This window comes from Lentzea sp. NPDC059081 (assembly GCF_042738015.1).
Lineage (GTDB): Bacteria > Actinomycetota > Actinomycetes > Mycobacteriales > Pseudonocardiaceae > Lentzea.
The window spans coordinates 397,303-410,534 of record NZ_JBHYGW010000005.1; the positions used below are offsets into that span (position 1 = coordinate 397,303).

Below are 13,232 nucleotides of genomic sequence, written 5' to 3' on the forward strand. Positions count from 1 at the left end.
ATGGGCCACCACCTGCGCAGGATCGCGTTCTACCTGACCGCGCTCTGGGCCGCGGTGACGCTCAACTTCGTCATCCCGCGCCTGCTGCCGGGCAACCCGGTGGACATCCTGATGGCCAAGCTCCAGCAGCGCGGCGGCAGCGTCGACCCCGCCGCGCGCCAGGCCTACGAGACGCTGCTCGGCACCGGCGGGCGCGAGTCGTTCGCCGAGGAGTACCTGGCGTACCTGGGCAACCTGCTGCGTGGCGAGCTCGGGGTGTCGGTCAGCGCGTTCCCGGCGGAGGTGTCCGACGTGATCGCGGGCTCGCTGCCGTGGACCGTCGTGCTGGTCGGGCTCGCGACGCTGCTGTCGTTCGCGCTCGGCGTCGGGCTCGGTGCCGTCGTCGGGTGGAGGCGCGGCACGTGGCTCGACTCGCTGGTGCCCGCGACGACGATGCTGTCGGCGGTGCCGTACTTCTGGCTCGCGCTGATCCTGGTCGCGGTGCTCGCGTCCGGGCTCGGCTGGTTCCCGCTCAACGGCGGCTACGACGTGGTGCTGGAACCGGGCTGGAGCGCGGAGTTCGTCGGATCCGCGCTCTACCACGGCATCCTGCCGGCATCGACGATCGTGCTCTCGTCGGTCGGCGGGTGGCTGCTCGGCATGCGCAACATGATGGTGTCGGCCATGTCCGAGGACTACGTGCTGACCGCGCGGGCGAAGGGCCTGCGCGGCAGCCGGGTGATGGTCCGGTACGCGGCCCGCAACGCCGTGCTGCCGTCGGTCGCCGGGTTCGCCATCTCGCTCGGGTTCGTGGTGTCCGGGTCGATCGTCACCGAGCAGGTGTTCTCCTACCCCGGCATCGGGTCGAAGCTGCTGCAGGCCGTGCAGAACAACGACTACGCGCTGATGCAGGGCATCTTCCTGGTGATCACGATCGCGGTGCTCGGCGCCAACCTGGTCGTCGACCTGCTGTACGGCCTGATCGACGCCCGCACCGGGGATCGGAGCACCGTGTCATGACCCGGTCCCCCAAGCTCGTCACGGGCCTGGTGCTCGCCGGCCTGGTCGTCCTCTTCGGGCTCCTCGGCCCGCTGCTCACCGGCGACCCCGCCCTGATCAGGGACAGCGGCCTCGCCCCGCCGGGCGGCGACCACCTGCTGGGCACCACGCTCACGGGCCAGGACGTGCTGGCGCAGCTGGCCCACGCCACCCGCGGCTCGCTGTGGATCGGCCTGCTCGTGGGGGTCATGGCCACGGTGCTGTCCGGGGTCTTCGGCATCGTCGGCGCGTACGCGGGCGGGGTCGTGGACGAGGTCTTCTCGTTGTTCTCCAACGTGGTGCTGGTGATCCCCGGCCTGCCGCTGGTGATCGTGGTCGCCGGGTTCGTGCCGGCCGAGCAGCGCGGCACGTCCACGATCGCGGTGGTCCTCGCGGTCACGGGCTGGGCCGCGGCGGCCCGCGTGCTGCGCGCGCAGACGTTGTCGTTGCGCACGAGGGACTACGTGGCCGCGGCGCGGGTGTCCGGCGAGAAGACGTGGCGGGTGATCGGCGTGGAGATCCTGCCGAACCTGCTGCCGATCCTCGCCGCGCAGTTCGTGTTCGCCGTCGTGCTGGCCATCCTCAGCGAGGCCGGGCTGTCGTTCCTCGGCCTCGGCGCCGCGAACTCGTCGACCCTCGGCACGATGCTCTACTACGCGCAGAACGGGTTCGCGCTGCAACGCGAGGCCTGGTGGTGGTTCGTGCCGCCCGGCCTGGTGATCGCGGTGTTCGGCGGCGCGTTGTCGCTGATCAACTTCAGCATCGACGAGATCGTCAACCCGGCGCTGCGCGTCCGCGAGCGCCGCCGGCGAGACGTGGTGGCGGCCGGCCACGCTCCCCCGGAGCCCGGTGCCGTGCTCACCGTCCGCGACCTCAACGTCGTCTACCAGGGCGCCACCCCGGTGCACGCGGTCAGGGACGTGTCGCTGACGTTGCGGCGCGGCGAGATCCTCGGCCTGGCGGGCGAGTCCGGCTGCGGCAAGACGACGCTGGCGTACGCGGTCAACCGCCTGCACCGGCCACCGGCCGAGGTCACGTCGGGGTCCGTCACGTTCGGCGACGTCGACGTGCTGGCACTGGACGCCGACGAGCTGCGGGCGTTCCGCTGGGCCCGGCTGTCGATGGTGTTCCAGGGTGCGATGAACTCGCTGAACCCGGTCACGCCGATCCGCGCGCAGCTGGAGGACGTCCTGCTCACGCACCGGCCCGGTATGTCCACTCAGGACCGCAGAACGCGGTGCGCGGAGGTGCTGCGGCTCGTCGGCGTCGACCCGGCCCGCCTCGGCGCGTACCCGCACGAGCTGTCCGGCGGCATGCGGCAACGGGTGATGATCGCGATGGCGCTGCTGCTCGAACCGGAGGTCATGATCATGGACGAGCCGACCACCGCGCTGGACGTGCTGGTGCAGCGGGAGATCCTCACGGAGATCAAGCGTTTGCGCGACGAGCTGGGGTTCGCGGTCGTGTTCATCACGCACGACCTGCCGCTGCTGCTGGAGCTGAGCGACCGCGTCGCGGTCATGCGCGACGGCGAGGTCGTCGAGCACGCCGAGGCCGAGGACCTCTACCTGCGCCCACAGCACCCGTACACGCGGCAGCTGCTGGCGTCGTTCCCCAGCCTGACCGGCGAGGCAGGAGCGCTGACCCGATGACCTCGCTGGAAGTGCGCGGCCTGAGCAAGTCCTTCCGCGGGGTCCGCGCGGTCGACGACGTGTCGTTCGCCCTCACCGCGGGCCGCACGGTCGCGCTGGTCGGCGAGTCGGGGTCCGGCAAGTCGACGATCGCCCGCATGATCGCGAAGCTCGTCCGGCCCACGTCCGGCGAGATCCTGCTGACCGGACCGGACGGCCCCGTGCCCGATCGCCGCTACCGCGACCACGTGCAGATGATCTTCCAGGACCCGTTCGCCTCGCTGAACCCGTTCCACACGGTCGAGCACCACCTCGCCCGGCCGCTGCGGCTGCACGGGAGGTCGCGCGCCGAGGTGCCGCACCTGCTCGAACGCGTCAGCCTCTCCCCCGATCTCGCGCCACGGCGGCCGCACGAGCTCTCCGGCGGGCAGCGCCAGCGCGTCGCGATCGCCCGCGCGCTCGCACCGGGCGCCAAGGTGATCATCGCCGACGAACCGGTGTCCATGCTCGACGTCTCGATCCGGCTGGGCGTGCTGAAGCTCCTCGCCCGCCTGCAACGGGAGGAGGACCTCGCCGTCCTCTACATCACGCACGACCTCGCCACGGCCCGGCACTTCTCCGACGAGGTCCTGGTGATGCACCGGGGCCGGATCGTCGAACGCGGGCCGGGCGACGACGTGCTCGTGCGTCCCCGGGACCCCTACACCCGGCTGCTCGCCGCCGCCACGCCCGACCCCGAAACCCGCTTCCGCCCAGGAGGTCCGTCTTGATCCGGCAGTACCTGCACGACGGCTGGCAGCTGACCGCGACTACCAACGAGGTGCCGGACAACATCCGTGGCCGGACCGTACCCGCGACCGTGCCCGGCGGCACGCACCTCGACCTGCTGGCGTCCGGGCTGATCACCGACCCGTTCCTCGACCGGGCGGAGGCCGAGCTGACGTGGGTGCACCGCGCGGACTGGCGGTACCGCACCACGTTCCTCGCCACGGCCTCGTCCGGCCGGGCGGACCTCGTGTTCGACGGCCTGGACACCGTTGCCGCTGTCTCGCTGAACGGGCACCTGCTCGGCGAGACCGCGAACATGCACCGCAGCCACCGCTTCGACGTGCGGGACCTCCTGATGGACGGCGGCAACGACCTGGAGGTGGCGTTCTCGTCCGCGCTGGTGCACGCGGAGAAGGTCGAAGCCGCGCTGGGCCGGCGCTCGCACGTCAACCCCCACCCGTTCAATATGGTCCGCAAGATGGCGTGCAGCTTCGGCTGGGATTGGGGACCGGACCTGCAGACCGCGGGCATCTGGCGGCCGGTGCGGCTGGAGCGCTGGCACACCGCGAGGTTCGCGCAGGTCCGCCCGGTCGTGACCGTCACGGGCACGACCGGCAGGGTCGAGGTGCACGCGACCGTCGAGTGGGACCGGCACGAGGACCTGACGCTGCGGGTCGCGGTGGGAGCGCAGGACTGCACCGTTCTGGTGCCCGCCGGGCAGACGACCGTGACCGCGCGCCTGGACGTTCCCGGCGTCGCCCTGTGGTGGCCGGTCGGGCACGGCGCCCAGCCGCTGCACGACCTGTCCGTGACGCTGCGGGGGTCGTCGGGGCTGCTCGACGAGGTGGCGAAGCGGATCGGGTTCCGCACGATCACCGTCGACACGGCACCGGACGAGATCGGCACTCCGTTCACCGTCGTCGTCAACGACAAGCCGCTCTTCGTCAAGGGCGCCAACTGGATCCCCGACGACCACTTCCTCACCAGGGTCACCCGCGCCCGGCTCGCCAGGCGGGTCGACCAGGCCGTCGCGGCGCACGTCAACCTGCTGCGGGTGTGGGGCGGCGGCATCTACGAGTCCGACGACTTCTACGACGTCTGCGACGAACGCGGAGTCCTGGTGTGGCAGGACTTCCCGCTCGCGTGCGCCGCGTACCCGGAGGAGGAACCGGTGCGCGGCGAACTGGAGGCCGAGGCCCGCGAGAACGTCGTACGCCTGATGTCGCACGCCTCGCTCGCGTTGTGGAACGGCGGCAACGAGAACCTGTGGGGCTTCGCGGACTGGGGCTGGCCCGCGCAGCTCGACGGCCGCACGTGGGGACTCGGCTACTACGAGGACCTGCTGCCGTCGATCGTGGCCGAGCTCGACCCGACCCGGTTCTACTGCCCGAGCAGCCCGTACGGCGGCCCGCACCCGAACTCCGAGGACCACGGCACCCGGCACGACTGGCACGTCTGGAACCAGGTCGGGCCCGAGCACTACCGCGACCACATCCCCCGCTTCTGCTCGGAGTTCGGCTACCAGGGCCCGCCCACGTGGTCGACGCTCACCCGCTGGGTCCACGACGAGCCGCTGACCCCGGCGTCGCCGAGCTTCCTGACGCACCAGAAGGCCGAGAACGGCAACGGGAAGCTCGACCGCGGCCTCGGACGCGTGCCGGAGAGGTTCGAGGACTGGCACTGGGCGACCCAGCTCGGCCAGGCACGGGCCGTGAGCCTCGGCATCGAGCACTACCGCTCGTGGTGGCCGCGCACCGCCGGTGCCGTCGTCTGGCAGCTCAACGACTGCTGGCCCGTGACGTCGTGGGCGGCGATCGACAGCGAGGAACGGCTCAAGCCCCTGTGGTACGGCCTGCGCCACGCGTTCGCGCCGCGCCTGCTCACCTTCCAGCCCCGCGGCGACCGGCTGGTGCTCATCGCCGTCAACGACCACGACGAACCGTGGGACGCGCACGTGACGCTCGACCGCCAGACGTTCCGGGGCGTCACCCTGCACCTGACTAGACTGCGCCGGACGGTGCCGCCCAGGTCGGTGCTCGCCTGGGAGCTGGAGGAGGCACTGCTGACGCCGGCGAACGAGGACGCGGAGGTGGTGGTGGCGACGACCGCCGAGGCCCGCGCGACCCACCTGTTCCGCACCGGCCTGGCCTACGACCCCGCTCCCCTCACCGCACGGGCGGAAGCGGTGCCCGGCGGCTACGACGTGGAGGTCCGCGCGTCGTCGTTCGCCCACGACGTGGTGGTCCTGGCCGACCGGGTCGCCCCGGACGCGGTCGTCGACGACATGCTCCTCTCCCTGCTGGCGGGCGAGGTCCACGTGTTCCACGTCCGCACGGACGCCTCGGTCGACCCGGCGGCGTTCACCGGCCCGCTGGTCCTGCGCAGCGCCAACGACCTCAGCGCGGTGCCCCGTGCCTGACATGGCTGTGCCTGACGTGACCGTGCCCGACCCGACCGTGCCCGACCCGACCGTGCCCGACCCGACCGGCGCGATCGGCCTGGTGCTGGCCCGCCCCGCCCGGCTGCTCGGCGTCGAGCCGTTCTTCATGGAGTTCATCGCCGGCATCGAGGAACGGCTCGCCGAACGCGACCTCTCCGTGCTGCTGCACGTGGTGGCGGACCACGACGCCGAGATCGCGGCCTACCACCGCTGGGCGAGCCGGGGCCTGGTCGACGCGGTGGTGGTCGTGAACCTCGTGGAGGACGACCCGCGTCCTGCCGTGCTGGCAGAACTGGCCCTGCCGGCGGTGGTGGTCGGCGACTCGACGCTGCCGTGCGTCCGCACCGACCACGCAGGCCCGATCGCCTCGGCGCTCGACCACCTGCTGGAACTGGGTCACCGCCGGATCGCCAGGGTCACCGGCCCGAGCGCCCTGGCGCACACGCAGGCGCGCACCGCGGCGTTGGTCGCGGGGTGTGCCGCCGCCGGGGTCGAGCCGGTGATCGTGGAGGGCGACTACTCGGAGGAGTCGGGCGAGAAGCTGACCACGTCGTTGCTGACCCTCGCCGACCCGCCCACGGCGATTCTCTACGACAACGACGTGATGGCGGTGTCCGGTCTCGCGGCCGCGGTGGGGCTCGGGGTGTCGGTGCCTTCTCAGCTCAGCCTGGTGGCTTGGGACGACTCGACGTTGTGCCGGCTCGCCTCTCCCGCTCTGACGACCATGAGCGTGGACGTGCACCAGTTCGGCGTGCTGGTGGCGGAGTCGTTGCTGGAGCTGGTGGACGGCGTCCCGGTGGCGGAGCGCTGGTCACCCGTCGCCCGTTACGTGCCGCGGGGGACGACGGCGGCTGTCTAAGATTCGGGAGTGGACGAGGGCACGAACATCGTGATGGTCAACTCCGCCGGCTCGGTGCTGCTGTACCTGCGCGACGACAAGCCGACGATCGCGTTTCCGAACACCTGGTGCCTGCCCGGCGGGTACGTCGAGGCCGGTGAGACGCCCGCGGAGTGCATCGTGCGGGAGATCGACGAGGAGATGGGCGTGGTGCTGGAGGACGTGCGTTCTCTGGTGTCCGCCACCCGGTCCTACGGGGTGGAGCACACTTTCTGGACCTCGGTGGAGCTGGATCTCGACGTCGTGGTGCTCACCGAGGGGCAGCGGTTGAGGTGGTTCACGCGGGAGGAGGTCGCCACGACCGCGCTCGGGTACGAGGACAACGCGATCCTGGCGGACTTCTTCGAGCGGCAGGACCGCGGCGACCTGCCTAGCCGACCGAGCACTGCGCCCCGTTGACCGTGAACGCCCCCGGCACCCGAGGCGCCCCGCGAGAGCTCCCGTTGAACCCGAACTGCACCGACCCGCCAGCCGCGATCCGCGAGTTGTAGCTGAGGTTCGACGCGCTGACAGCCGCCCCGGACTGCCGCGCCGACGCGTCCCAGATGTCCCGGACCGTCTCGCCGCCGGAGAACGACCACCGCACCACCCACCCGGTCACGGCGGCGGTCCCGGTGTTCCGCACGATCACGCTGACCTGGAACCCGCCCTGCCACTGCCCCGTCACCCGGTACGACACGGCACAGGGCCGAGGAGGCGCGGTGGTCGTGGGAGGAGGCGGAGTGGTGGTCGGCGGCGGAACGGTGGTCGTCGTCGTGGTGGGCGCGGGCTTCGACGTGTCGGACCCCTCGCACGGCGGCCCCCACAACCCGCGGCGAGCAGCGGTTGCCTCGTCCCGGGCGCTGATCAGCGGCCCGCCGTCCACGCTCTCCGGCCGCAGCGCGCCCTGCTGCACGGCGAGGACGGCGTAGTCGGTGCCGTCCTCCAGCTCCAGGTTCACCTCGCCCAGCGTCACGCCCGTGTAGCGGACGGACCTGGCCAGCAGGGTCGAGCGGGCGAAGGCCAGGGACGCCTCGGCGAAGCACGGTTTCGGCTCGGCCAGCAGGGCGATGCGGACGATGGTGCCGTCCACGAACTCCACGGTGCGGGCGTCCACCACCTCGCGCACCACCGTCAGCACGTCCTGGGGTGGCACGACCTCGTTGACCAGGGTCGGCGGTTTCAGCGGGACGGTCGGGGAGGAGGACGGGGCCGGTGCCGGCGTGGCCGTGCACGCGGACGCGAGCAGGACCAGCACCAGCACGTGCTTGCGCAGCACCTGTCACTCCCGACTGTAAGCGCGGGACGTCCTCACGCGACTACCCCAGCTGGAGTGTCGGTAAAGCTGATCACCGCGTTACGCCGGCGGGGCGAGGACGATGGCCGAGTTGTGGCCGCCCATCCCCAGCGACGACTTGACCGTGAAGCCGTCGGCGACCGGGGTCAGGCCGTTCAGCAGGGCCGGGTGTCCCGCGGCGACCACCGGGGGTGCCGGGATCACGCCCCGGTCGTAGCCCATCGCGGTGACCGCCGCCTCGATCGCCGACGCCGCGCCCTGGCAGTGGCCGGTCAGCGGTTTCACCGAGTAGAGGCCGGTGTCCTCGCGGAAGAGCCGCTCCAGGACGGCCGCCTCGGCGGCGTCGCACTGGGCCGTGCCGGGGCCGTGGGCGTTGAGGTAGCGCACGTCGGACGCGCTCACGCCCGCGTTGGCCAGCGCGTCGGTGAAGCAGCCGAGGACCTGGTCGAGCTGCGGGTCGATCGAGGTCACGTGGTAGGCGTCGTGCGACATCGCGCCGCCCAGGGTCAGCGCGTACGGGCGGGCGGCGCGTCGGGAGAGGACGAACGCCACGGACGCCTCGCCCATCACGAAACCCCTGCTGCCCTGCTGGAACGGGCGGCACGCGTCGAGCGGCTCGGCGTCCACGACCGCCACTCCGAGGTCGACGAAGTGGGCGATGTTCTCCGGGGTCAGGGAAAGATCCGTCGCCACGAACACGACGTCGTCGACGATTCCCGCGTCCAGCCACGCTTTTGCCGTGATCAATCCGGCATTGCCCGACGCGCACATCGCCGAGACGTTCATCGCGGGTCCGTGAAAACCGTATTCCTGCATGAACGTCGACATCGGAGTCGAAGGCATCAGCGCGAGGTAGTCGCGCACCGGTAACTTCCCGCCGCGGGTGATGTAGAAGTCGCGCCACAGGTCGACCTCGCCCAGCACCACGGCGTGCAGCAACCCGACCCTCCTGCCGGGAACCCAGCCCCTGGACCCGGCGTCCTCGATGGCCTCCCTGGCCGCGGCCCGCATGGCCTGCGCGAACCGGGAGGGACCGTCCACCGGGTCTCCGTCGTCGCCGATTCTCGCTGCCCAGACCCCCTCACCCGGCTCTCTGCCCAGCTCGGGCACGACGGCGGCGGAGGTCCTCCCGCTCGCCAGACCGTCCCACAGCGACTCGCGGTCCCAGCCGTACGCGCTGACGACGCCGACTCCGCAGATCCCCACACCTCGCGCGACCATATCCGCTCCCCCACACCGAGGGTCCACACCTCTGACACCAGGGTAACGGGCAGCAGCACCTCGCGGTGAACCCTTTCATTCGTCTACAATGGACATTCAAAACGACCCCTGGGCATGCGGACGGATTCGATTACCGATATAACGGCTCACCATGTTCACGCCAGACGGATGCGCCTCCGGTCGACTGTGCGGTAGGACTTCACGATGGCCACGCCACGGCGAATACGAGAGACTGCGGGATCTGGGAGTCACAACGTGAGCGGGCTGATCGGCGACGCCGACTTCGACCACGAGCTGCTGGCCGACCTCGGCACCTCGATCGGCGCCGCCGTGGTGTGGTGGCTCGACCTCGGTGACGAGCAGCTCGGCTGGATGCCGGGCCTCGACGCGGTGGTCGGGACCCCCGGCGCCGACCCCGACACCGTGCGCGCCCGGCTCGCCGAGCTGGTGCGGCCGCTGACCGTGGCCGCCAGGACGGCGCCGTCCTGGCAGGACTTCGAGCTGGTCCAGCCCCTCGACACGCAGGACGGGCGGCGCTGGCTGCAGTTCCGCGCCCGCCTGTCGGCCCAGGACTCCTCGCGGGCGCTGGTCGGCGTGGTCGCCGACGTGACCCGGCGGCACAACCAGCAGCAGGAGCTCGCGGACCTCGCCGACCGCTACCGGCTGCTCGTCGAGCTCGCGCCCGAGGCCATCGTGGTGCACGAGGCGGGCCGGATCGTCTACGCGAACCCGGCGACGGTCCGGTTCGTGCGGGCGAGCTCCGACGCGGACCTCATCGGGCGGCCGATCACCGACTTCGTCCACCCCGACTCGCAGGCCGAGATGCTGCGGCGCATCGCGAAGCTCACCGAGCCGGGCGCGACGAGCGACCCCGCCGACGCCGTGCTGCTCAGGACGGACGGCGGCACGACCGACGTCGAGTCGGTCTCGGTGCGCACGACCTGGGAGGGCAAGCCGGCGTACCAGGTGATCATGCGCGACGTCACCGAGCAGAAGGCGGCCGCGGCGGCGTTGCGCTACCAGGCCGCACTGGTCGCGCACGTCAGCGACGCGCTCATCGCCACCACCGCCGACGGCGTCGTGACCAGCTGGAACCCCAGCGCGGAGACCGTCTACGGCCGCAGCGCCGCCGAGGCGATCGGCGGTCCCATCAGCGAGGTCGTCGGCGCGCCGCTCGACCCCGTCGAGGTCCTGGAGGCCGGCGGCGTGACCCAGGCCGACCACCGCAGGGCCGACGGCGAGGCGCTGTCCGTGCGGGTCTCGGTCGCCAGGATGGACGGCGGGTACGTGCTGATCTGCGCGGACGAGACCGCGCGCCGGCGCGCCGAACGCCACTTCACGGCGGTGGTCGCCGCGATCGAGGAGGGCGTTCTCGTCGTCGGGTCCACCGGCCGCGTCGAGTCGGTCAACCCCGCCGCGGAACGGATCCTCGGCGTGAGCGCGCAGGAGGCGATCGGCGAGCTGGCGTCGTCGACGGAGCTGCACGACGAGGCCGGGCAGCCGATCCCGCAGTCGGCGTTCCCGTCGGCCCTCACCAGGGCCACCGGCCAGGCGCAGCACGGGCGGATCGTCCGAGCGCTGCGGCCGGACGGCACCCGCGTGTGGCTCTCGCTGAGCGCCCGCGCCCTCACCCAGAACGGTGATCTTCCGTCGGCGACCGTGGTGTCGTTCACCGACATCACCGAGCGCCGCATGATCGACAGCCAGCTGGAGCACGAGGCGACGCACGACGCGCTGACCGGCCTGTTCAACCGCACGGTGACCATCAACCGGCTCAGCCCGCGCGAACGGGCGCACCGGTCGGGGCTCACCGCGGTGCTGTTCATCGACCTCGACAAGTTCAAGGTCATCAACGACTCCCTCGGCCACAGCGCCGGCGACGAGGTGCTGCGGGTCGTCGGCACGCGGCTCAGCCTGAGCGCCCGCCGCGGCGACGTCGTGGGCAGGCTCGGCGGCGACGAGTTCACCGTCATCGCCTACGGCGTCACCGGGCCGGAGGAGGCGGGCGCCATCGCCGACCACGTCCGGGCGGAGCTCAACAAGCCGATCACCGTGGAGGGCAGGCAGCTGCACGTCGACGCCAGCGTGGGCATCGTGCTCGCCGAGCCGGGCGACCAGCGCGACGGCTCCGACCTGCTGCGCGACGCCGACCTCGCGATGTACCAGGCGAAGACCAGGGGCCGCGGCCGCATCTCGTTCTTCGACGTCGAGCTGCGCGAACGGATCCAGCGCCGCCTGCAGCTCGAGCAGGACCTGCGGATGGCGCCGCTCGGCGACGAGCTGTGGCTCGCCTACCAGCCGATCGTCGACCTGCGCACGAACCGGCGCACCGCCGTCGAGGGCCTGCTGCGCTGGACGCACCCCCGCTACGGGCTGATCATGCCCGGCGAGTTCATCTCGCTCGCCGAGGAGAGCGACCTGATCAACATCGTCGGCGCCCACATGCTCTACACCGCCTCGCGCGAGATCGCCGCGCAGGCGCCGGAGCTCCAGCTGACGGTGAACCTGTCGGCCCGCCAGCTCGACGACCCGTGGCTCGTGTCGTCGGTCCGCAACGCCACCCACAAGTCGGGGCTGCCGCCGAGCTCGCTGTGCCTGGAGATCACCGAGAGCGCGCTCATGCACGACCCGGCGCTCGCGGCCCGCACCCTGTCGGCGTTGCGGGACCTGGGCGTGCGGCTCGCGATCGACGACTTCGGCACGGGCCACAGCTCGCTCGCCCAGCTGCTCACCCTGCCGCTCGACACGCTCAAGATCGACCGCTCGTTCACGGCGGGACTCGGCCGGTCCGACGAGGCGGAGGCGATCGTCACCAGCATCATCGCGATGGCTCACGCCGTCGACCTGACGGTGATCGCGGAGGGCGTCGAGCACGTCGAGCAGCTGGAGATCCTGCGGGCGCTCGGGTGCGACCAGGCCCAGGGCTACTTCCTGGGCAGACCGGTGCCGCTGGCCGAGCTGTGAGGGCCCGGTCACATCGGCTGGACCCTGACACCGGTGTCAGCCCCTAGCGTCGGAGTCACCTCGTTCCGACCGTCGGAACGAGGGCGGTCGAGGAGATGCGCGATGGGCAAGGCGTTGGGGTACCAGGGTTTCGGCGGGCCGGAGGTCCAGGAGTTCTTCGACCGGCCCGACCCGGTGCCCGGTCCGGGTGAGGTGCTCGTCCGCGTCGCGGCGACCGGGGTCAACCCGCTCGACCACATCCTGCGGTCCGGGTCCGCCGCCTCGATGAACGGCCACGTGCCGTTCCCGCACGTGCTCGGCATGGAGGCGGCCGGCACGGTGCTCGCGCTCGGCGAGGGCGTCACCGGCCTGGCGGTCGGCGACCGCGTCACCGGTTTCGCGCTCACCTTCGCGGGCACCTACGCCGAGACGACGTTGCTGCTCGCCGAGTCGACGGCGCGCATCCCCGACGCGCTGTCGTTCACGTGGGCCGCGACGATCCCCGTCGCCGGCACGACCGCGCTGGACGTCCTGGACCAGCTCGACCTGCCCGCCGGGGCGTCGTTGCTGGTCAACGGGATCGGTGGCGGGGTGGGCATCGCGGTCGCCCAGCTCGCCCACGACCGCGGCCTGGTCGTGACCGGCACCGCGAGCAAGACCAAGCGGGACCTGGTGGAGGCGACCGGGGCGACGTTCGTCGACTACACCGAGGGCGACGTCCTCGCGCGGCTGGCCCCTCGCTACGACGCGGTGGTCGACACCGTGGGCGGCGAGTCGTTGCGCCTGCTCGCCCCGCTGGCGGCGAAGCCGGAGGCCCTCGTGTCCATCGGCGACCCGTCGGTGGCCGAGCTGGGCGGCGCCTACGTCGTGCGCCGCCTGGACCGCTCGGGCCTCGAACGCGTCGCGGAGCTGATGGTCGCCGGGGTCCTCGACCCGCGGATCACGGCGACCTACCCGCTGGCGCAAGCCCAGGAGGCGCTCGCCCTGGTCGAGTCCAGGCACGCCACGGGCAAGCTCGTGATCGACCTCGAGCTCTGA

10 protein-coding genes are annotated in these 13,232 nt (G+C 71.8%); 8 read left to right on the forward strand and 2 right to left on the reverse strand.

From position 1 onward, the window contains the following. Genes ACFWV3_RS14885 through ACFWV3_RS14910 form a run of 6 tightly spaced genes read left to right on the forward strand, consistent with a single transcriptional unit; the run spans position 1 to position 7,153 of the window. Positions 1–999 (forward strand): ABC transporter permease, encoded by a 999-nt coding sequence (locus tag ACFWV3_RS14885; protein WP_382411691.1) that lies wholly within the window; start codon positions 1–3, stop codon positions 997–999. After that, positions 996–2,669, forward strand: a complete 1,674-nt coding sequence (locus ACFWV3_RS14890; RefSeq protein ID WP_382411692.1) for a dipeptide/oligopeptide/nickel ABC transporter permease/ATP-binding protein — start codon at positions 996–998, stop codon at positions 2,667–2,669. Before ACFWV3_RS14885 ends, ACFWV3_RS14890 begins: the two co-directional genes overlap by 4 nt. Then, positions 2,666–3,418: an ABC transporter ATP-binding protein gene (locus ACFWV3_RS14895; RefSeq protein WP_382411693.1), complete on the forward strand. Its 753-nt coding sequence runs from the start codon at positions 2,666–2,668 to the stop codon at positions 3,416–3,418. Before ACFWV3_RS14890 ends, ACFWV3_RS14895 begins: the two co-directional genes overlap by 4 nt. Continuing rightward, entirely contained in the window at positions 3,415–5,835 is a 2,421-nt protein-coding gene (locus tag ACFWV3_RS14900) for a glycoside hydrolase family 2 protein (RefSeq protein WP_382411694.1), read from the forward strand. The genes ACFWV3_RS14895 and ACFWV3_RS14900 overlap by 4 nt, the downstream gene beginning before the upstream one ends. 1 nt (position 5,836) lies before the next feature. Beyond that, positions 5,837–6,715, forward strand: a complete 879-nt coding sequence (locus ACFWV3_RS14905; RefSeq protein WP_382411695.1) for a LacI family DNA-binding transcriptional regulator — start codon at positions 5,837–5,839, stop codon at positions 6,713–6,715. Positions 6,716–6,724: 9 nt separating this feature from the next. Beyond that, complete coding sequence (locus tag ACFWV3_RS14910) at positions 6,725–7,153, forward strand: NUDIX domain-containing protein (RefSeq protein ID WP_382411696.1); 429 nt, start codon at positions 6,725–6,727, stop codon at positions 7,151–7,153. On the opposite strand, the gene ACFWV3_RS14915 is transcribed toward ACFWV3_RS14910, so the two are convergent. Further along, the gene (locus tag ACFWV3_RS14915; protein WP_382411698.1) at positions 7,125–8,012 is read right to left on the reverse strand and encodes a cellulose binding domain-containing protein; all 888 of its coding nucleotides are present in this window, start codon (positions 8,010–8,012) and stop codon (positions 7,125–7,127) included. The genes ACFWV3_RS14910 and ACFWV3_RS14915 overlap by 29 nt on opposite strands. Before the next feature lie 78 nt (positions 8,013–8,090). Further along, a complete protein-coding gene (locus ACFWV3_RS14920) occupies positions 8,091–9,251 on the reverse strand; it encodes a beta-ketoacyl synthase N-terminal-like domain-containing protein (protein WP_382411699.1) in 1,161 nt (386 codons plus the stop codon). 204 nt (positions 9,252–9,455) lie between these two features. Here ACFWV3_RS14920 and ACFWV3_RS14925 point away from each other — a divergent pair, with 204 nt between their 5' ends. Both ACFWV3_RS14925 and ACFWV3_RS14930 read left to right on the forward strand, forming a co-directional pair. After that, positions 9,456–12,215: an EAL domain-containing protein gene (locus ACFWV3_RS14925; RefSeq protein ID WP_382411700.1), complete on the forward strand. Its 2,760-nt coding sequence runs from the start codon at positions 9,456–9,458 to the stop codon at positions 12,213–12,215. Between the two features lie 102 nt (positions 12,216–12,317). After that, positions 12,318–13,232 carry an NADP-dependent oxidoreductase gene (locus ACFWV3_RS14930; protein ID WP_382411701.1) on the forward strand — a complete coding sequence of 305 codons (915 nt, stop codon included), beginning with the start codon at positions 12,318–12,320 and terminating at the stop codon, positions 13,230–13,232.